The sequence below is a fragment of the Mesorhizobium sp. M1307 genome, from assembly GCF_040318155.1.
In the GTDB taxonomy this organism is placed as follows: domain Bacteria; phylum Pseudomonadota; class Alphaproteobacteria; order Rhizobiales; family Rhizobiaceae; genus Mesorhizobium.
On the sequence record NZ_JAMYLR010000005.1, the window covers coordinates 1 to 19,763 of the forward strand.

Below are 19,763 nucleotides of genomic sequence, written 5' to 3' on the forward strand. Positions count from 1 at the left end.
CGGAACCACTACGAAGATGACACGTCTGCGCGGCCGCTGCCTAAAGGGCCAACGGCTGCGCTCAAAGGCACCGTTCGGGCATTGGAAGACGCAGACCTTCATCGCCGGGTTGCGCTGTCATGGGCTCACGGCCCCTTTTGTTATCGACACGCCGATGAACCGGCGCATCTTCGAAACCTATGTCGAAACGCAGCTCGCTCCGACGCTGGCAAAGGGCGATGTCGTCATCCTCGACAATCTCGCTGCCCACAAGAGCCCGGCCGCCGAGGCAGCGATCCGGGCCAGAGGCGCATGGCTGCTCTTCCTGCTCTAGTCGCCATTCAAATGCTGGGTCGGCTCCGCCCGCGTCTGCACCCAAACTCAAACATAAGTCCTGTCGCCTTGGTGCTGCGCGTGAGGGTGGCTGATAGACATTCAAGGTCGCCGAGACTCCAGCCCGTGGTTCAAGGATGAGTGCCGATCATCTGCATTCAACAGGGAACTTGCGTATGGTCGGCAGCGCGTCCCTCAACCTCTCCCCCAGGGCAGCGCCGACGATTGATAAAACTCAGCCGCTCAAACGTGCTGGCCGCCATTTATGTGGATTTCCGAGCCGGTCACATAGGACGCCTGCTGCGAGCACAGGAAGAAGATGATGTCGGCGACTTCTGCCGTGGTGCCCAATCTTCTCAGCGGGATCGTCTCGACGATTTTTTCCGTGCCCGGCGACAGGATCGCCGTATCGATCTCGCCCGGCGCAATGGCGTTGACGCGAATGCCGTGGGGGCCGAAATCATGCGCCATTTCGCGCGTCAGCGAGCCGAGCGCCGCCTTCGATGTCGCATAGGCGGTGCCGGCGAAGGGATGCACGCGGGTGCCGGCGATCGAGGTGACGTTGACGATCGAGCCCTTGGCCGATGCCAATTCCTTGAACAGGCCACGCGCCAGCATGATCGGGGCGAAGAAATTCACCTGGAAGACATCGCGCCAGACATGCATCGGCGTGTCGATAGAGTTCATGCGGCTGTTGCCGTCCTTGAGCTTCGGCGAGATGCCGGCATTGTTGACCAGCGCATGCAGCTGCCCGCCATGCGCCTCCAGCCGGTGGCGGATCTCGGAGATGGCGATGCCGACATCCTCCTGGTCGGCGAGGTCGACCTTGATGTGGTCTTCCGGGCCGGCCGGCCACGGGCAGTCCTCGGCAAAGGCCTGGCGCGAGCAGGTGATGACGCGCCAGCCTTCGCGTGAAAAGCGCTTGACCGTGGCGTGGCCGATGCCACGGCTGGCGCCGGTCAGCACAATGGTCTTTCTGGTGTCGGTCTCTGCCATTCGCGGTCTCCAAACGGGAGATGTAGCGGAACGCGGCAGCGGTGGCGAGGGGGCCTGTTGTTCAGCCGCCTGTCAGGATGTCCAGGATCGACGTCTGCCGCTTCTTGACCGGGCCGCCGACATTGCCGGGCGGCACCGGGTGCTTGATCGATCCGGTGGCGCTGTCGACCCCCGGCATGGCCAGGCCGCCGGCATCGACCGTCTCGGCGGGACGCACGGGACGCGAAGCCGGCTGGGTAGCTGCCACAGGCGGCGCCGATTGGCCAACGGAAGCGACCGGCGCCGGCGGCGGCGTGTCGGACGGTATGTCGTCCGGGACGATGGTGTCGGGCGGCGTCGACTTCCAGGTTCCGGGCAGCGGCCGCACCGGCACGCCCTCATGCGCGGCGACCATGAACTCATGCCAGGCCTGCGCCGGCAGTGCGCCGCCGGTGACCTTCTTCATCGCGCTGCCGTCGTCATTGCCGAACCAGACGCCAGTGGTGAGATTGGCGGTATAGCCGATGAACCACGCGTCGCGCGAGTTCTGGCTGGTACCGGTCTTGCCGGCTGCCGGCCAGGCGAACGCCGCCTTCCTGGCGGTGCCGATCTCGACCGTGCCGGTCATCATCGAGTTCATCATGCCGACGACATCGGGCTTGACGACCCGCGGCGCGCCGCCGCCATTGTTCTCGTAGAGCACCTTGCCGTCGCTTGTCGTGACCCTGCGGATGAAATGGATGTCCGGCTTGTAACCGCCATTGGCAAAGGGAACATAGGCCGAGGTCAGTTCCAGCGGCGTCACTTCCGAGGTGCCGAGCGCAATCGAAGTGTTGGCCGTCAGCTCGGACTGGATGCCCATGCGGTGCGCCGCCTCGACCACCGCATTCGGCCCGACTTCCATGGTCAGCTGCGCGGCAACCGAGTTCAGCGATTTTGCCAGCGCCGTCGCCAGCGTCACCTTGCCGAAATATTTGCCGCCGTAATTGTCGGGCGTCCAGTTGCCGATCTTGATCGGCGCGTCGTTGCGCACGCTGTCGGGCGTGCGGCCGGATTCCAGCGCCGCCATGTAGACGAACGGCTTGAACGCCGAGCCCGGCTGCCGGCGCGCCTCCGAGGCGCGGTCGAACTGGCTGGTCGAATAGTCGTAACCGCCGACCATGGCGCGCACCGCGCCGGAATTGTCGATCGACACCAGCGCGCCCTGGCTGACATTGAGTTTTTTGCCGCTCTGGTCGATCAGCCGGCGGATCGATTGCTCGGCGAGCTTCTGCAGCGTCAGATCGACGGTCGTGTCGACGACGATATCGCGGCGCACGTCGCCGATCAGGTCGGGCAGTTCTTCCATGATCGTATCGGCGACATAGTTTTCCGAGCCGGTCCAGTAGGACGGCGAACGCGTCGCCGGCGCGCTCATCGCCGTGGTCATCTCCTTGGCGCTGATCTTGCCCTCGTCGCGCATCGCGGCGAGCACCAGCTGCGAGCGCTGCTCGGCCGCCTTCGGGTCGCGCGCCGGCGACAGCCGCGACGGCGCCTTGAGCAGGCCGGCGAGAAGGGCGGCCTCCGACAGCGTGACGTCACGCGCGCTCTTGCCGAAATAGCGGCGCGAGGCCGCTTCGACACCATAGGCCCCAGAGCCGAAATAAACCCGGTTGAGGTACATTTCGAGGATCTGGTCCTTCGTATGCTTGTGCTCCAGCCACAGCGCCAAGAGCACTTCCTGCACCTTGCGTTCCAGCGTGCGGTCCGGCGTCAGGAACAGGTTCTTGGCCAGCTGCTGGGTCAGCGTCGAGCCGCCCTGCGAAAAATGCCCGCCCAGCACATTGGTCACCATGGCCCGGGAAAGGCCGATCGGGTCGATGCCGAAATGCGAATAGAAACGACGGTCTTCAATGGCGATGACGGCCTCGGGAATATAGGGCGACATTTCGTGCAGGCCGACGGCCTCGCCGCCGCTCATGCCGCGATTGCCAAGCAGCTGGCCGTCGACCGAGACGATCTTGATGTTGGGGGCGCGATCGGGAATGGCCCAGGTGGTGGCCGCCGGCATTTTCGCGCCGTAATAGACGACGATGCCGGCAGTGGCGATGCCGCCCCAGATGGCCAGCACGAAGCACCAGTAGAACAGCCGGGCAAGCACGCCGAAGACGCCGCGCCGGCTTTTGCCGCGCCCGCCGCGGGGCGGCTTGACCTTGGACGATTTGCGCTTTGCAGCGGCTTTTCGGTTGCTCGGCACGACGCGGTCCTCCTCGCTTACCGAAAAACCAGCCGAGGATCTCGCCGCCGGCGATGCCTCGAAGCTGGGCTCGATGCGGCTGTCTTTCCGGTTCGCCATGCGCTGTGCTGTCTTCCCCATGCCTATGGCGTTGGGGTTGAAGACTAGATGCGGCGGTTTAAAGGCGGGTTAAGTCGGGAAAAATCGAAGTAAACTGTATTCAGTCGCTTGCCGAACGGCTGCGGCCCGCGACAGCGCCAAAGCCGGAAATGAAAAACCCGCCTCGGCGGGCGGGTCCTTGGAGCCAATGAGCACCACACCGAAATTAATAGCATAGCTGCCGGCACAAAGCAAGAACAAAATGCGCGTTGCCTCAGAATAATCACTTCAGTTCGGCGGTTGCGACAACCCTCAGTCGTCGGCTTCCGCATCGTCGGAGGCCGGCCGCCAGCTGATCGGCTCGATCTTCCTTTGCGTATGGCCGTCCGTATAGGCCCACCAGCCAGCGTCGCTTTCGTCCCAGTCGCCGCCTGCCGCCTTCAGCCGGTCGAGCGAACGGTATTGCGCGATGCTCTCGTTCATCACGCCGTCGCTGTCCTGCCAGTAGACGGTGACCTTGGAGCCGTCCTTCGGTGCCGTTTCGATTGATTTTCGGGCAGCCATTTTCATTTCTCCCGGTGAAGCGAACGGAACGCCGGGACAAGCGTCTGGTTCCTGGCCGATGGCCTTTAGGAGAATTCGCTCCGGCGAGACATATGGCGTGGTTTTCGAGAACCGGAGCGCAGCGGACATTTGGGTCCGTGAGCACCGGAAGCGGAGAAAACTGTGCCAGATGGCCGCCAGAGTAGAATTATCATGAAGGCCATTAGCTGTGGGCGAAGATATCCTCCTCATCCCAGCCCATCAGGTCGAGTTTCGCACGCGTCGGCAGGAAGCGGAAGCAGGCATCGGCCTCCCTGGTCCGGTTGTCGCGCGCCAGACGCGCGCTCAGCACGTCGCGCAGCCGGTGCAAATAGAGCACGTCGGAGGCGGCATATTCGAGCTGCTCGGGCGACAGCGTCTCGGCGGCCCAGTCCGATGATTGCTGCGCCTTCGACAGGCCGACGCCGAGAAGCTCGAAGCAGATGTCCTTCAGCCCGTGCCGGTCGGTGTAGGTGCGCGTCAGCCGCGACGCGATCTTGGTGCAGAACACCGGCTCCGGCATGACGCCGAAAGCGTTGTAGAGCACGGCGAGATCGAAGCGGCCGTAATGGAACAGCTTGGTGATGCTGCGGTTCTTAAGCAGGCTGACGAGGTTCGGCGCCTTCTTCTGGCCGGGCGCGATCTGGATGACGTCGGCCGAGCCATCGCCCGGCGAGATCTGCACGACGCAGAGCCGGTCGCGATGCGGGTTCAGCCCCAGCGTCTCGGTGTCGATGGCGACCGCCCCGACATCGTAATGCAGCAGGCCGGGCAGATCGTTTTTGTGGAAACGTATGTCGCTCATCGTCTTCTCCGGTCGCGGCCCCGTGCAGCGATGCGCGACAGACCATGCCCGTCCTTGCCGCGATCCGGCGAAAAATCAACAAAAACTTGAGTCTGGCGCAATTTCAGCGTGTCAGCGCCTCGAGAATGCGCGCCCAGGAGCGCTGGCCCTTGTGGAAGGAGCTCATCTCGTACTTCTCGTTCGGCGAGTGGATGCGGTCGTCGTCGAGGCCGAAACCGACCAGCAGCGATTCCATGCCGAGATAGGTCTGGAAATCGCCGACCACCGGGATCGAGCCGCCGCTGCCGGTCACCACCGCCGGCTTCGGCCATTCGTCGGACAGCGCTTGCTTGGCCTTGGCGAGGAAGGGCGAGTCGTAGGAAAGCTGGATCGCCGGCGAGCCGCCATGCGGATGGAATTCGACCGAGCAGTCGGCCGGAACGCGCTCCCTGACGAATGCCTGGAAGGCGGCGCGGATTTTTTCCGGATCCTGTTTGTGGACCAGGCGGAAGGAGACTTTTGCCGAGGCTTGCGCGGCGATCACCGTCTTGAAGCCCTTACCGGTATAGCCGCCGATAATGCCGTTGAACTCGGCCGTCGGTCGCGCCCAGGTGAGCTCGAGCACCGAGCGGCCCTTTTCGCCGGACGGGATCGACAGGCCGATCGGGCCGAGGAAGGTCTCTGCCGTCTCGCCGAGCGACAGCCACGACTGCAATATCTGCGACGGCGTTTCCTCGACGCCGTCATAAAAACCTGGAATGGTGACGTGACCATCCGCATCGTGGATGTCGGCCAGGATCTTTGCCAGGATGCGGATCGGATTGGCGGCCGCACCGCCATAGAGCCCGGAATGCAGGTCGCGGTCGGCGGCAGTCACCGTGATCTCCTCGCCGACCAGCCCGCGCAGCGAGACGCAGATCGACGGCGTATCGCGGTCCCACATGCCGGTGTCGCAGACCAGCGCGAAATCGGCCTTGAGCTCGTCAGCATTCGCCTCGAGAAACGGCTTCAGCGACGGCGATCCGGACTCCTCCTCGCCCTCGAACAGGATTGTGATTCGGCACGGCAATCCGCCATGCACCTGCTTCCACGCGCGGCAGGCCTCGACGAAGGTCATCAGCTGGCCCTTGTCGTCGGCCGCGCCGCGGCCGGTGATCACCTTGTGGCCGGGCTCGATCTCCTTGACCGCCGGCGCGAACGGGTCGCTTTCCCACAGCTCGATCGGATCGACCGGCTGGACGTCGTAATGGCCGTAAAACAGCAGATGCGGCGCGCCCGCCGGCCCGTCGTGATGCGCGACCACCATCGGATGCCCCGGCGTGTCGCGCACGCTGGCGTCGAAGCCGATCAGCTTGAGCTCGGCGACCAGCCATTCGGCGGCCTTGCGGCAGTCGGCGGCGTAGTCGGGATCGGTGGAGATCGACTTGATGGCGAGCAGGCCGAACAGGCGTTCCAGGCTCTGGTCGAAGTTCTTGTCGAGGCGGTCGAGGACGGGGGAAACTGCGGACATCTGGCGGGCCTTTCGATTCTGGCGGCGAATCTAGAGCCCATGCGGCGAAACGGAAAGCCCGCGACCGTTGGGCCACAGCTTCCTGTCCAAAGGCAAAAAAATGCCGCCGTGGTGGAGGGGAACCACGGCGGCCTTTACTCGAAACGATGCGGCAGCCCGGAGAGGGGGGATAGGCTGCCGCAAGTGTCCGGGATAGGCGGGGGACGGGCCTTGCTCCGGACTTCGGCGAAAACTGCCGATGGCGTTTATCTGTGTCTGCGAACGTGGCGATTCAAGGGCACAAAAATTACACTTTTGTAACATAGGCGTGAGCGAACAAAGCTCCGGCCAGGCCGCCATGGCCGGCCAGGCTCGCACGCCATTTGTCAGGGTGTTGCCGGAACCCTTGGCGCAAGCCGCCTTTGGCATGGACCGCGGCGCTGCGCCGCGCTATTCCCTCGTGCCATGAAAAAAGGCGATCATCTCTTCCTTGTCGACGGCTCCGGCTACATCTTCCGTGCCTATCACGCGCTGCCGCCGCTGTCCCGCAAGTCCGACGGGCTGCCGACCAGTGCCGTGCTCGGCTTCTGCAACATGGTCTGGAAGCTGACGCAGGACGCCCGCAACACCGATGTCGGCATCGTGCCGACGCATTTCGCCGTGATTTTCGACTATTCGTCGAAGACCTTCCGCAACGACCTCTACCCCGAATACAAAGCCAACCGCTCGGCGCCGCCGGAAGATTTGATCCCGCAATTCGGCCTGATCCGCCAGGCGACCAGGGCCTTCAACCTGCCATGCCTTGAGACGGAAGGCTACGAGGCCGACGATTTGATCGCCACCTATTGCCGGCTTGCCTGCGAAGCCGGCGCCGACACCACCATCATCTCTTCCGACAAGGACTTGATGCAACTGGTCGGCCCAACGGTTGCCATGTACGACCCGATGAAGGACCGCCAGATCGGCGTTCCCGAGGTGATCGAGAAATGGGGCGTGCCGCCACAGAAAATGATCGACCTGCAGGCGCTGACCGGCGATTCGGTCGACAATGTGCCGGGCGTGCCCGGCATCGGGCCGAAGACGGCAGCGCAATTGCTCGAACAGTTCGGCGACCTCGACACGCTGCTCGCCCGCGCCGGCGAGATCAAGCAGGACAAGCGGCGCGAATCGATCATCGCCAATGCCGACAAGGCACGCATTTCGCGTGACCTGGTGAGGCTGAAGAACGACGTGCCGGTGACCGAAGGGCTTGACGAATTCGTATTGCATGCGCCGGACGGCCCCAGGCTGATCGGCTTCCTCAAGACCATGGAATTCTCGACGCTGACCCGCCGCGTGGCCGAAGCGACCGGAACCGACGCCGGCGACGTTCCAGCCACCCCCGTCACCATAGAGCGTGCCGATACCGCGCATGGCCCCGATATGGGTTTTGGCGTGCCCGCGGCCGCCGAGAGCGCACCGCCGTCGGACGAAGCGGCACTCGAAGCTCCGGCCGCAGCCAAGCAAGGCGACACCCCATCCCTGCTTTCGGCGCTTCGCCTGGAGGCTGCCACCGCCCGCAAGATCGACACCGGCGCCTACGCCTGCATCCGCGACGCCGCGACGCTGAAGGCCTGGATCGCCGAGGCGATGGAGAGAGGCATTGTCGCCTTCGACGTTAAGACGTCCTCGCCCGATCCGATGCGGGCAGAACTGATCGGCCTTGCCATGGCCGTCGCGCCTGGCCACGCCGCCTACGTGCCGCTTGCCCACAAAAACGGCAATGGCGACCTGCTCGGCGGCGGCGCGGTCGAAAACCAGGTCCCGGTCCGCGACGCGCTGGCGTTGCTCAAGCCGCTGCTCGAGGACAAATCCGTCCTCAAGATCGTGCACGACATGAAATACCGCCTTGTCGTCATGAGCCGTCACGGCATCGAGGTCGGCCCCTATGACGACACCATGCTGATCTCCTACGTGCTCGAGGCCGGCACCCACGGTGGCCATGGCCTGGAGGCGCTGGCCGATAAATGGCTCGGCCACGCGACCATTCCGCTGAAGGAACTGGCCGGTTCGGGAAGAAGCTTCGTCGGCCTCGATCAGGCCGACCTCGGCAAGGCGACGGCTTACGGCGCCGAGCACGCCGACGTCGCGCTCAGGCTCTGGCAGGTGCTGAAGCCACGGCTTGCCGCCAAGGGCCTGGTCTCGGTCTATGAACGGCTGGAACGGCCGCTGGTGCCGGTATTGGCGCGGATGGAACAGCGCGGCATCTCCGTCGACCGGCAGATCCTGTCGCGGCTCTCCGGCGAACTGGCACAGGGTGCCGCACGGCTTGAGGACGAAATCTACCAGCTGGTCGGCGAACGCATCAACATCGGCTCGCCAAAACAGCTCGGCGACATCCTGTTCGGCAGGATGGGTCTGCCCGGCGGTTCAAAAACCAAGACCGGCCAGTGGTCGACCTCGGCGCAGCTTCTCGAAGACCTCGCCGCCGAAGGCCACGAATTGCCGCGCAAGATCGTCGACTGGCGCCAGCTGACCAAGCTGAAATCGACCTATACCGATGCGCTGCCCGGCTTCATCCATCCCGACACCAAGCGCGTCCACACCTCCTACGCGCTTGCCGCGACGACGACCGGGCGGCTGTCGTCCTCGGATCCCAATCTGCAGAACATTCCGGTGCGCACCGTCGAGGGTCGAAAGATCAGGACGGCCTTCATCGCGGACAAGGGCAACAAGCTGGTTTCCGCCGACTACAGCCAGATCGAATTGCGCGTGCTCGCCCACGTCGCCGAAATCCCGCAGCTCAAACAGGCCTTCGCCGATGGCGCCGACATCCACGCCATCACCGCGTCTGAAATGTTCAACGTGCCGGTCGAGGGCATGCCTTCGGAAGTGCGCCGCCGTGCCAAGGCGATCAATTTCGGCATCATCTACGGCATTTCGGCCTTTGGCCTCGCCAACCAGCTGTCGATCGCGCGCGAGGAAGCCGGCGACTACATCAAGAAATATTTCGAGCGCTTTCCCGGCATCCGCGACTATATCGATGCGACCAAGGCCTATGCCCGCGAGCACGGCTTCGTCGAGACCATTTTCGGCCGCCGCATCCACTATCCGGAAATCAGATCGTCAAATCCTTCGGTCCGGGCGTTCAACGAGCGCGCCTCGATCAACGCACGCCTGCAGGGCACCGCCGCCGACATCATCCGCCGCGCCATGATCCGTATGGACGAGGCGCTGGAAAAAGCCAGGCTTTCCGCCCGCATGCTGCTGCAGGTGCATGACGAACTGGTCTTCGAGACGGTCGAAGCCGAGGTCGAGGCGACGATCCCGGTCGTCTGCCACGTCATGGAGAACGCCGCCATGCCGGCGGTGTCGATGTCGGTGCCGCTGCACGTCGACGCCCGCGCCGCCAACAACTGGGAAGAGGCGCATTAGGGCCGTGCTTCGTCATCCTAGGGCGGAGCGAACGCGAAGCGAAGCGCAGACCCTAGGATCCATGCCGTGACATCAGAGTGTTGCTGCGGTGCAGAACTTTTGATGCAGGCTGGACAAGGAAGGTGTGAAGGATCGCTATAGAGCGCTTCATTCTGAGCCGCTACATTCTTCGGCTGATGTAACGGCATGGATCCCAGGGTCTCCGCGACGTCGCTTCGCTCCTGCTCCGCCCTGGGATGACGAAGCTTGGTGGGTATCAGCCAATCTCAAAAGATTGCGATAGTTCAAGCCCCGCAGCGGAACCATTGGCAGGCCCCTCAAGCCGCCTCGGCCAAACACTTCGCACATGTCCCACGAAACTCGATCACCGCCTTCTTGGCGGCGAAGCCGGTCGAGCGTACCCATTCGTCGAGCCGGTGTCCGACATCGTGGTCGGAGAACTCGGTCACCTGGCCGCAGGTGTCGCAGATGGCAAACGCCGTCATCGAATGGCTGTGGTCGTGCGGCTCGGCACAGGCGACGAAGGAATTGAGGCTTTCGAGCCTATGCACGAAGCCGGATTTCACCAGCGTGTCGAGCGCCCGGTAGACCTGCAGCGGCGCGCGAAAACCGCGCTCGCGCAGTTGGTCGAGCAACGTATAGGCGCTGAGCGGGCCGCTGGCGGCCTCGAGCTTCTCGAGAACGCAAAGCTGGTTCTTCGTCAGTACATCCCTTGCCGCCATGATCCTGTTCCAAGCCGCTCCGTGCCGATCGCTGCCATTTCGCAAGCAGTCGGACCTCTTCCCCTGAGATAGCGACGAACTGCCATTTTTGCTACTGTTTCTATTCGCAGCCGGTGGTCGGCTGGCCGGCGGCGCCATATTCAAAATACTGACAAAATCCTCGGCCAGGCTGGCCGTGCTTGGAAATTCGATCGGGCTTGGGGAAGCAATCATGATCAAAGTGACGCGGCGGACGCTGCTTGCCGGCACGTCCGCGCTGGCCGCTGCCGGCCTGGTGCCGTTTCGGGCATTCGCAGCGGCGCGCACCTACCATGCGCTGCTTGTTGCCTGCACCGATTACCCGAACCTGCCGAAGAAAAACTGGCTGATCGGACCGAAAAACGATGCCGGCCTGGTGCGCGATTACCTCCTGGGGAACACGCCCGCGCCGGTAAAATTCCTGGCCGAAAACGTCACGTTGCTCGCCAAGGATGTCGAAGGCGCCAACGGACCGCCGACACATGCGGCGATCAAGGCAGCACTCGCCGACCTTGCCGCCAAGGTCCAGCGCGACGATTTCGTCTACCTGCATTTGTCCGGTCACGGCGCGCAGCAGCCGGCAGCGAACAAGGGCGACGAGACGGACGGGCTCGACGAGATTTTCTTGCCGTCCGACATCGACAAATGGGTGAACCGCGAAAAGGGCGTGCCCAATGCGCTGGTCGACAACGAGATCGGCACCGCGCTCGACGCTATTCGCGACAAGGGCGCCTTTATCTGGGCCGTGTTCGACTGCTGCCAGTCCGGCACGGCGACGCGCGCCGCCGAGGTCGACGACGAGCTGGAACGCAAGGTCGAGTTCGCCGATCTGGTCGGCGGCGACGACGCTGCCAGGGCGGCTGCGGTGAGAGCCTATGACGAGATTGCGTCGGCCGCGCCGCGCGGCTTTGACGAGGACGGCCAGCGCAAGCCGGCCTTCAAGCTGACGCCGACCGGCGCCGAGCCGACCACCAAGGGCAAATTGGTCGCCTTCTACGCGGCGCAGACGGTGGAGACGACGCCCGAGATGCCGCTGCCCAAGGGCACGGCCGATGCACCGCGTTTCGGGCTGTTCACCTTCACCATCCTGTCGAAACTGGCCGAGAACCCCAACATCACCTATCGCCAGCTCGGCCAGGCCGTGCTGCAGCAATATTCGGCGGACGGCCGCACCCGGCCAACGCCGCTGTTCGAGGGAGAACTCGACGCACGCGTCTTCGGCACCGACAAGACAGACGCGGTCATGCAATGGCCGATCGTCATCGAGAACGACAAAGTCACGATCGGCGCCGGACTGCTGCATCGCCTCACCGCAGGCAGCAGGCTCGCAATATTGCCGTCGGCGCTGTCGCCGCTGTCCGACGCGCTTGGCTATCTCCAGGTGCAGTCGGCGAAAAACCTGGAAAGCCGGGTCAAGCCGGTCGAGTTCGGCGGCAAGCCGGCGCTCAAGCTGGCCGACATCCCCGCCAATGCCTATGCCCGGCTGGCCGAGCTCGCCGTCGACTACAAGCTCGTGGTCGCGCGGCCGGCAGCGGCCAAAGGCCTCGAGAAAGAGGCCGCGCTGGCGAACTCGGTTCTCGACGATCTGGCGGCCAGGGAGAACTCAGGGTTCCACATCGCGCTGGTCGAGCCGGGCAAGAGCGCAGATCTGCGTCTCGCAGTGCTGCGCGAGAACGCCATTGCCGGCGCCGCAGAAGATGCCACCGACGCGCCGGCGCTGTGGTTCCTGCCGGCTTCGGGCGACATGGCGCTCAAGGGCGGCAGCAAGCCGCCGTTGATCGTCATTCATCCGGACGGCGGCGAAAAGTTGATCGAGGCCGCCGCAGGGAATCTGACGAAAATCTTCCGCGCCATCGGACTGTCGAGGCTGGCCGCCGCTTCCGATTATCGGCCGGAAGAGGTCAGCGTCGAGTTCCGGATCAAGCGTTTTGACAGCGACACGCTGCAGCCGATCGAACCGGCGACGGTGCCGCGTGTTTCGCCCGACGATCAGGTCCACGTGCTGGCCAGGAACGGTTCGACCAACCTGGTCGACATCAACGTGCTCTACGTCGGCTCCGACTATTCCATCCAGCATTTTCTTGCCGAGCGCCTGACCGAAGGCGCCGTGCTCGAGGAAGGCCTGTTCAAATTCACCGATACCAGCTTCGGCATGGAGCGGATGATCGCCGTCCTGACCGAGGCGCCGCCGCAGAGCGAGAAGCAGGATCTGAGCTTCCTGGCGCAAGAGGGGGTTGTCTCGGTGACGCGCGGACTGGGACAGCCAAGCTTCGTCGATATGCTGGCTGATATCGGCATGGCGCCGGCGACGCGGTCGGCCATGCGGCTCACCGACGACAAGGGGTCGAAGGGCGCCGTGATGATCTTCCCGATGGAGACGGTGCCGCGCGCCTGAGATGGGGTCAGGTGCCCGGCCGGGCCTCTTGCCTAATCGGCTGATAATGAACATTCTTCGACCGCCGCTGTCGGCGGCCGAACGGAACGGATGAGGGCGTTCGTGAACAGGATCGTATTTTCGTGGCGCGCAACAACCGCCGGCCTTGTCGCCGGGCTGTTGCTGGCCGCGAATGCTTCGGCGGACGAGACTTGCGGCCTCTGCGCCAAGGAGGTCGTCATCAATTCCGAACTGGCGAGTTGCTTTCTCGACCAGTACGACCAGATCGCCAAAACCGGCAACACCGCCGTTGTCGTCGATCTCAGCAGCTGCGCCTCGCGCGGCGTGGTCGAGCCGTTGCCGTCGCCGGGCAAGGCGCAGGTGGCGCCTAACGTGCAGTTCATCGTTTCGCGGGCGCAGCTGGATTGCCTGAAGAAGAAGCTGGAGGCGCCGGGCATCGTGCTCGACCCCTCCGCCACCATAGAACTGGACAGCTGCGGATGACGAAAGCGGGGGGCAACGCAACGCAGCAGGCAGTGACGGCGCCGGTACCGCAAAAGAAGCCGGTGTCGCTGCCGGAAACCGTCGAAGGCCTGCCGTGGGTGAGCAATCACGAGGTCAAGAAGGAGGCGAACCCGTTCACCGATCGCGACTGGCGCATGCTCGTCTATGCCTGGTCCGGATTGCTGGTGCGCCTGGCGATCATCTTCACCTTGATCTTTTCGGTCTACCAGTTCCTGGCGAACCAGGAGCAGAAGCGCGTCGAGCAAACGATGTCGCTGGTCGAGCTCTGGGAAAGCAAGGATTACCAGCAGGCGCAACGGGCCCTCAAGCAACGCCTGGCGGCGCTCAACGCCAAATACGGCAATCTGCTCAGTGCCAATCCGACGCCGACCGAGGAACAGGTGTTCAGACAGCGCATCGGCATCGAAGCGATGAGCGCAACCGGCGGCGACATGCCGCTTGCCGAGTTCAGCGACAATTTCGACCGCATCGTCTATTTCCTCAACCGCCTTTCCTTCTGCGTCGAAGGCAGGCTGTGCTCGCGCGACGTCGCCGACTCCTATTTCCGCGACTATGCCGCTTCCTTCTGGAGCTATTTTGCCGGCTATATCGACAAGGAGCGCAAGGCCGGTTCACCGACCTTCGCCCAGCCGATCGAGAACTATGTGCGCCAGGCGCCACCCTCGGCCCAGTCCAGATAATTCCCGAAAGTGCGAAAGCCGGCGACGGAAATGCTCCGCCGCCGGCAGGTTTTCCGCGACGATCGCGGCCGAAATTCTGCAGGCCTATTTGTACAGGCTGTTGATCCACTGGACGTTGATGGCGTTCAGGCGCACGGCGGTATTGGCATCCGGGCTCTCGGCCACGTTCACGCCGGTGATGACGCGCTGCTTGGAGCCATTGTCGTAGGCGTAGACCGAGCTGCCGCTCGATCCTGGATACGTGTCGCAGTCGTACTGGAAATACTCGGTGGCGATGTGTTCGGCGAGCACTTCGCAGGTCGCCTTCCACATCGTGCCCATCGGCTTGTCGCCGGGATAGCCGACGATGTTGGCGGTGAAATCGCCAAGATCCACGTAATTGGCATAGCCCAGCCAGCCGAGATTGGTGCCGACATCCTGTTTCAGGGTGACGATGCCGAGATCCCATGGAACGACCGAGCCGTAAAAGCCCTGGTAATTGTCGATGAAGCCCTGGACGATATAGGCGCTTTCATAGGTGAAGGCGCCGAACGGTGCGTCGTCGGCAGTCTTGCCGTTGAGAGCCGGCACGAACAGGATATCGTCCAGCCAGGCCTTGTCTTCGTGGCTGTAGAGGCAGTGCGCCGCGGTGAGCACCGTGCGCGGGCCGATCAGCGTCGCCGAGCAGCTGCCATAGCTGCCGCTCTTCGATTTGCCTTCGAGATAACCGATCGCGGTGAACGGGTAGGTTTTGGTATTCTTGATCTGCTCGCGGTCGTCCGTCCCGAACACCTGGCGGCCGGCCTCTTCGCCTCCGCTCAGCCCGGAATTCTCGGACTTCTGTCCCTCGGCGGGCGCGTTCATTTCCTTGATGACAAGGTCCTTCAGCGTCTCGTTCGGATCGATCTTGATGTCCTTGCCATCGGCGGAGCGGCCGACGATGCCATAGGATTTGACGGCCGTTGCTTCGTCGGTGAGCGGCGCGGCGCGGTTGGCCTCGTCCTCGGTCAGTTTCGGCGGGGCGATCGGTTTCGCCCGGCCAGGCTTGTAATCGCCCGATGTCACATCCCGCATGCTTTCGCCGTTGCCGGCATTGGCGGAACCTGGCTCGGCAGCCAAGGCAGGAACCGCCCACATTGCGGTGGAAAGCAACGCGGACGCAATAATGCTATGTGTCAGTTTTGTCATGGTGAGACTCTCCCAAAAGTCAGCAAGGACTGGATCAAGATATAGAAATATTGTCGAGATCGTGGTGGCGCAGAAAAATGAAATTGGTTACAGGTGCCTTTACCGGGCCATTATTCAGTGCAGACAGTTTAGGTCCCCGCCAAAAATGCCTGCAACGGTATACTGCCTAAAATAATCCAACATTGGCAACGACAAATTGCTTCCACATAGCCCGTGGGGGGCTATAGGATTTTGGGCGGGTTTTGGCTCGACAGCACGACTAGCAGAAATGGTGCTCGGCTTTGTGACGGATCGTGCTTCGCCGTGGAGCATGATCTCACCGGCCGGTTCCATTTCAGTGGATCATGCGTCGGCGACTGACCTGTCGGGAACATCGTCTCAGGGGGTTCGAGGTGAAGATCATCCATAGGTTCAGACCGATTGCCGCCGCTGCGCTGCTCGGCATCGCGGCGGCCTTGCCGGCCGTCAATTCCGTTCATGCCACGGACGCGGTCGCCCGGCCGGAGGCGGCGATCTCGCCGATGAAACGCGTGGCGGAGGCCAGGGCCAAGGCCAGGGCGGAGAACCCCGACGGCGCCGATCGTGTCTACGGCGGCAAAGAGGCCGAGAAGGGCGCTTACCCGTTCCAGGTGGCATTGCTGACCACCGGCAAACTGGACAAAAGCCCGGCCTCCCAGGCGAATGCGCAGTTCTGCGGCGGCAGCCTGATCGCGCCGCAATGGGTGCTGACGGCGGCGCACTGCCTCAATGACGACGGCGAGCCGATTTCGCCTGATATGGTTACCGTGCTCACCGGCGCCACCGATCTCAGCGAGGGCAAGCGCTACAAGGCGGCGGAGATCGTCGTCAACGAGGGCTATAGCGAGCAGACGCTGGACAACGATGTCGGCTTGATCCGGCTGGCCGCGCCGGCCGATGCCCCGACCATCAAAATTGCCCGTGAGCCGACACCGGACACCGGTAAGACGACGGTCACCGGTTGGGGCAAGATGCAGGACGGAACGTTTCCCACCGCGCTGATGGTCGCCGACCTGGACCTCCAGCCGAACGCAACCTGCAACAGCGGCATCAAGGCGATTTATGCGCATGATTTGAAGGCAGCGCTCGGCGAGCTCGCCCGCCGCATGCGTTATTCGGAAAGGGGCATCGAGGCCGCCGCCAACGCGATTGCAGCCGATATGGCCGATCCGCTGACCGGCAACATGATCTGCGCCGGCACCGCAAGCGGCGAGCGCGACGCCTGCAATGGCGACAGCGGCGGACCGCTGTTCATGACCGGCGCCGATGGTCCGATGCAGGTCGGCGTCGTCAGCTGGGGCGAAGGTCCGGCCGACGGCAGCACCGCCTGCGGCCACAAGAACGCCTACGGCATCTACACGCGGCTGGCCAATTACACCGGCTGGATCGAGGAGAAGATGAGGACGGCAGCGCCCGCAGCGCCCAAAGCCCTCGGCACGGCGCAGAAGCCCGCCACGCCCTGACCGGTGTCATTTGCTGAATGACGGCGGGAGCAATCCCGCCGTTTCTGCCCGGAACCTTAGGTTGGGACTAAAACCAGCGATCGCGGCGCTGGTCTGTGGCGGCCAAGGCGAGGCCCAGTAACGCCCCTACGGCCGCTCCGAGTATGAAGGCGGACGATACTGTCCCAGGATTCTCCTGGACAACCCCGGACACCGTCTGCGCCCTGTTGCGCAGGGCTTGTGCCGTCCGCGAGGCGCGCTCAGCAGCGTTGCCATACCAATCGCCGGCGTCCTCGATCGCCTCTTCCGCGCGTTCCGCCAAGGTTCGGTTGATCTTGTTGATCTCGCGCCTCAGCTGCGCGACCTGCTTCTCCAGGGCTTCCTGAGCTTCACGTTGAGTCATCTTCGGTGCTGCGGATTCGTTCGGTTCGTCGGCCATTGTAATCTCCTTTGCTCAGGCTCGGCTCAACGGCCGGCCCACTGTGCAGGTTCCTCCGCAAAACGCGTATGTCCGGTGTTTGTTCGGTGAGAAACCGACTTTTGTCCGGCATGTCTGCGAATTCGGCATCAACATCGGATCGTTCCGGCGCTCCCCGCGTTGGTGAAAACGCCACAAGGGAGGAACCGCCATGGACGACGATCGGCATGAAAAAATTCGGCAGCGAGCCTATGAAATCTGGGTGCGCGAGGGCCGCCCGGATGGCGCGCATGAACGTCATTGGCAGCAGGCGAAGCAAGAGCTTGGCCTCGACGACGCGGACGTTCCGGCGGGAACGATCGCCAGCTCCGACGTTCTGACGGTCGAGGCACTGGCGATGCGCACCGGGATAACCGGTGATCAGGCGCAAGAGCTGATCGACAGGCTTGGCAACGACAGGGCGACGCTGGAGGAAGCCGCGCGGAACCTCAAGGCAGCCGAAAGTTAGAGCGTGTTTGAGAAGGGGATTCCCAGCGCTGCTTATCAAGCACGCTCTTAGCGGCGCTCGACACCCCTTGCCGCCAGCATGTCATCAACGGCTGCCGACATCAGAAATGCCGACAGCTGCTTGGCAGCTTCTGCGTCCGTCGAATCGGCGCTGATGCCGATGGCGAAGTCGACGTAACTTTGGAGTTCTTCCGGAAACCGACCGACAAGCACGACATCGGGAGCGGCCGCGAGAATCGAAGTCACGGGAACCACCCCCAACTCGGCTTCCCCACGGCCCACGGCCGGCGCTGTCTGCCCTCCTGGTATGGCCACCAGCTTGGGCTTCACCTCATCCGCTATCCCCAAACGTTCCAGCAAACCGGAGAAGTAGCCACCGCTGGTTCCTTCACTGGCGAAGGCGATCGATCTGGCGCTCTTCAACGCCTGTTCGAATGCTTCCACGGACCCGATATCGAGCGGTCGACTGCCTGCCTTGGCTGCCACCCCCATTGCTATCCGGCCAAACGCCACCTGGCTCCCCGCCTTGACCTTTCCCGAGGCAGTCAGATCCTGAACCAGGTCCGGATTGGTGATGACGAGGTCAAAAGCTTCCCCAGCTTCAATCTGCTTCTTTACTGTCGGATTGAGTTCCCACCTGACCGCAACTGTGAATCCCGTGCCCGTTTCGAACCGGGGTATGAGAGCTAGAATGGCGGGGCGGACCGCAATAGCGCCAAAAAGCCGGATTTCCTGATTCATCGCCTAACCCCGAATCGGACGAAACGACCTTCTTGCAGTACCCATCCAGCTGCCCGGCCATTCTATGCTCAGCGTCCCGGAAGCCGTCGCCCTTCGGCCACCGGATGCCGTCATCGCCTACTTCCTCGGCGGCCCCTTGCGCTCGGCCGATGCCGCCCAGAGATTGATGTCCGACTCGCGGGCAAAGGTGTCGATCTCGGCGAGTTCGGCATCGCTGAAGTCGAGCGCCTTCAGCGCGCCGACGCAATCCTCGACCTGTTCCGGCCGGCTGGCGCCGATCAGCGCCGACGTCACCCTGCCCCGGCGCAGCACCCAGGCCAGCGCCATCTGCGCCAGCGTCTGGCCGCGGCGACGGGCGATGACGTTCAGCGCCTCGATATTGGCGATCGACTTGTCGTTGATGAATGCCGGGCGCAGCGACTTGCCCTGGCTGGCGCGGCTGCCATCGGGGATGCCGCCGAGATATTTGTCGGTCAGCATGCCTTGCGCCAGCGGCGAGAACACGATCGAGCCGACACCAAGCCCCTCCAGCGTATCGAGCAGGCCATCATCCTCGACCCAGCGGTTGAGCATCGAATAGCTCGGCTGATGGATCACGCAAGGCGTGCCGAGCTGCTTCAATATGTCGGCGGCCTCGCGGGTGCGCTGCGAATTATAGGAGGAAATGCCGGCATAGAGCGCCTTGCCCGAGCGCACAGCGTGATCGAGCGCGCCCATCGTTTCCTCCAGCGGGGTGTCGGGGTCGAAGCGGTGCGAATAGAAGATGTCGACATAGTCGAGCCCCATCCGCTTCAGGCTCTGGTCGAGGCTGGCCAGGACATATTTGCGGCCGCCCCATTCGCCATAAGGCCCTGCCCACATTTCGTAGCCGGCCTTGGTCGAGATGATCAGCTCGTCGCGATAACCGGTAAAGTCCGTCCGCAGGATCTCGCCGAACGCCTGCTCCGCCGAGCCGGGCGGCGGGCCGTAATTGTTGGCGAGGTCGAAATGCGTGATGCCGAGATCGAACGCCCTGCGCGCGATCGCCTGCTTGGTTCTATGCGGCGTGTCGTTGCCGAAATTGTGCCACAGCCCAAGCGAGATCGCCGGCAGCTTCAGGCCGGACCGCCCGCAGCGATTGTAGACCATCTTGTCGTAGCGGTTTTCGGCGGGAACATACGGCATGGGAAATCCTCATATCGAAACGAGCCGACAGCTGCCGCCGCGACAGTGGGGCAAGTCGACTCCGGCCCACCCTTAGCCTCTCCCCGCGCAAACGGGGAGAGGCTTTTTGCGGTGCTT

At 63.4% G+C, this 19,763-nt stretch carries 16 protein-coding genes and 1 pseudogene; 7 read left to right on the forward strand and 10 right to left on the reverse strand.

Annotated features, from left to right (window positions below):
• Nucleotides 1-307, forward strand: a pseudogene (locus NKH16_RS08415) (transposase); the annotation flags it as partial.
• A 248-nt stretch (nucleotides 308-555) separates the two neighbouring features.
• Here the strand turns inward: NKH16_RS08415 and NKH16_RS08420 are convergent.
• The 5 genes from NKH16_RS08420 to NKH16_RS08440 form a co-directional block, all read right to left on the reverse strand.
• Nucleotides 556-1,308, reverse strand: coding sequence for an SDR family NAD(P)-dependent oxidoreductase (locus tag NKH16_RS08420; RefSeq protein ID WP_023675240.1), 753 nt, complete (start codon nucleotides 1,306-1,308; stop codon nucleotides 556-558).
• Nucleotides 1,309-1,369: 61 nt separating this feature from the next.
• Nucleotides 1,370-3,622 (reverse strand): PBP1A family penicillin-binding protein, encoded by a 2,253-nt coding sequence (locus NKH16_RS08425; protein ID WP_352749825.1) that lies wholly within the window; start codon nucleotides 3,620-3,622, stop codon nucleotides 1,370-1,372.
• 291 nt (nucleotides 3,623-3,913) lie between these two features.
• A complete protein-coding gene (locus NKH16_RS08430; protein ID WP_352749827.1) occupies nucleotides 3,914-4,165 on the reverse strand; it encodes a hypothetical protein in 252 nt (83 codons plus the stop codon).
• 202 nt (nucleotides 4,166-4,367) lie between these two features.
• Entirely contained in the window at nucleotides 4,368-4,988 is a 621-nt protein-coding gene (locus tag NKH16_RS08435) for a ribonuclease D (protein WP_023675237.1), read from the reverse strand.
• Nucleotides 4,989-5,091: 103 nt separating this feature from the next.
• On the reverse strand, nucleotides 5,092-6,477 hold the full coding sequence (locus NKH16_RS08440) for a M20/M25/M40 family metallo-hydrolase (RefSeq protein ID WP_352749828.1): 1,386 nt from the start codon (nucleotides 6,475-6,477) through the stop codon (nucleotides 5,092-5,094).
• Nucleotides 6,478-6,921: 444 nt separating this feature from the next.
• On the opposite strand from NKH16_RS08440, the gene polA reads away from it, so the two are divergent.
• A complete protein-coding gene (polA, locus tag NKH16_RS08445) occupies nucleotides 6,922-9,870 on the forward strand; it encodes a DNA polymerase I (protein ID WP_352448350.1) in 2,949 nt (982 codons plus the stop codon).
• A gap of 317 nt (nucleotides 9,871-10,187) precedes the next feature.
• Here the strand turns inward: polA and NKH16_RS08450 are convergent, their stop codons facing one another.
• A complete protein-coding gene (locus tag NKH16_RS08450; RefSeq protein ID WP_023675234.1) occupies nucleotides 10,188-10,592 on the reverse strand; it encodes a Fur family transcriptional regulator in 405 nt (134 codons plus the stop codon).
• A 211-nt stretch (nucleotides 10,593-10,803) separates the two neighbouring features.
• Between NKH16_RS08450 and NKH16_RS08455 the strand changes: the two genes are divergently transcribed.
• From NKH16_RS08455 to NKH16_RS08465, 3 genes are all read left to right on the forward strand, one after another.
• A complete protein-coding gene (locus tag NKH16_RS08455; RefSeq protein WP_352899051.1) occupies nucleotides 10,804-13,005 on the forward strand; it encodes a caspase family protein in 2,202 nt (733 codons plus the stop codon).
• A gap of 102 nt (nucleotides 13,006-13,107) precedes the next feature.
• On the forward strand, nucleotides 13,108-13,488 hold the full coding sequence (locus NKH16_RS08460; protein ID WP_352746435.1) for a hypothetical protein: 381 nt from the start codon (nucleotides 13,108-13,110) through the stop codon (nucleotides 13,486-13,488).
• On the forward strand, nucleotides 13,485-14,189 hold the full coding sequence (locus tag NKH16_RS08465; protein WP_352456781.1) for a DUF4760 domain-containing protein: 705 nt from the start codon (nucleotides 13,485-13,487) through the stop codon (nucleotides 14,187-14,189). The genes NKH16_RS08460 and NKH16_RS08465 overlap by 4 nt, the downstream gene beginning before the upstream one ends.
• A gap of 84 nt (nucleotides 14,190-14,273) precedes the next feature.
• On the opposite strand, the gene NKH16_RS08470 is transcribed toward NKH16_RS08465, so the two are convergent.
• A complete protein-coding gene (locus tag NKH16_RS08470) occupies nucleotides 14,274-15,356 on the reverse strand; it encodes a trypsin-like serine peptidase (protein WP_352746433.1) in 1,083 nt (360 codons plus the stop codon).
• A gap of 392 nt (nucleotides 15,357-15,748) precedes the next feature.
• Here NKH16_RS08470 and NKH16_RS08475 point away from each other — a divergent pair, with 392 nt between their 5' ends.
• A complete protein-coding gene (locus NKH16_RS08475; RefSeq protein WP_352448356.1) occupies nucleotides 15,749-16,837 on the forward strand; it encodes a S1 family serine peptidase in 1,089 nt (362 codons plus the stop codon).
• 67 nt (nucleotides 16,838-16,904) lie between these two features.
• Here NKH16_RS08475 and NKH16_RS08480 read toward each other — a convergent pair whose 3' ends face one another.
• Complete coding sequence (locus NKH16_RS08480) at nucleotides 16,905-17,255, reverse strand: hypothetical protein (RefSeq protein ID WP_352448357.1); 351 nt, start codon at nucleotides 17,253-17,255, stop codon at nucleotides 16,905-16,907.
• Nucleotides 17,256-17,445: 190 nt separating this feature from the next.
• On the opposite strand from NKH16_RS08480, the gene NKH16_RS08485 reads away from it, so the two are divergent.
• A complete protein-coding gene (locus NKH16_RS08485; protein ID WP_352448358.1) occupies nucleotides 17,446-17,742 on the forward strand; it encodes a DUF2934 domain-containing protein in 297 nt (98 codons plus the stop codon).
• Between the two features lie 47 nt (nucleotides 17,743-17,789).
• Here NKH16_RS08485 and NKH16_RS08490 read toward each other — a convergent pair whose 3' ends face one another.
• Both NKH16_RS08490 and mgrA read right to left on the reverse strand, forming a co-directional pair.
• A complete protein-coding gene (locus NKH16_RS08490; protein WP_352448359.1) occupies nucleotides 17,790-18,482 on the reverse strand; it encodes a molybdate ABC transporter substrate-binding protein in 693 nt (230 codons plus the stop codon).
• 117 nt (nucleotides 18,483-18,599) lie between these two features.
• Nucleotides 18,600-19,646 carry an L-glyceraldehyde 3-phosphate reductase gene (mgrA, locus tag NKH16_RS08495; RefSeq protein ID WP_352746430.1) on the reverse strand — a complete coding sequence of 349 codons (1,047 nt, stop codon included), beginning with the start codon at nucleotides 19,644-19,646 and terminating at the stop codon, nucleotides 18,600-18,602.
• Between the last annotated feature and the right edge of the window lie 117 nt (nucleotides 19,647-19,763).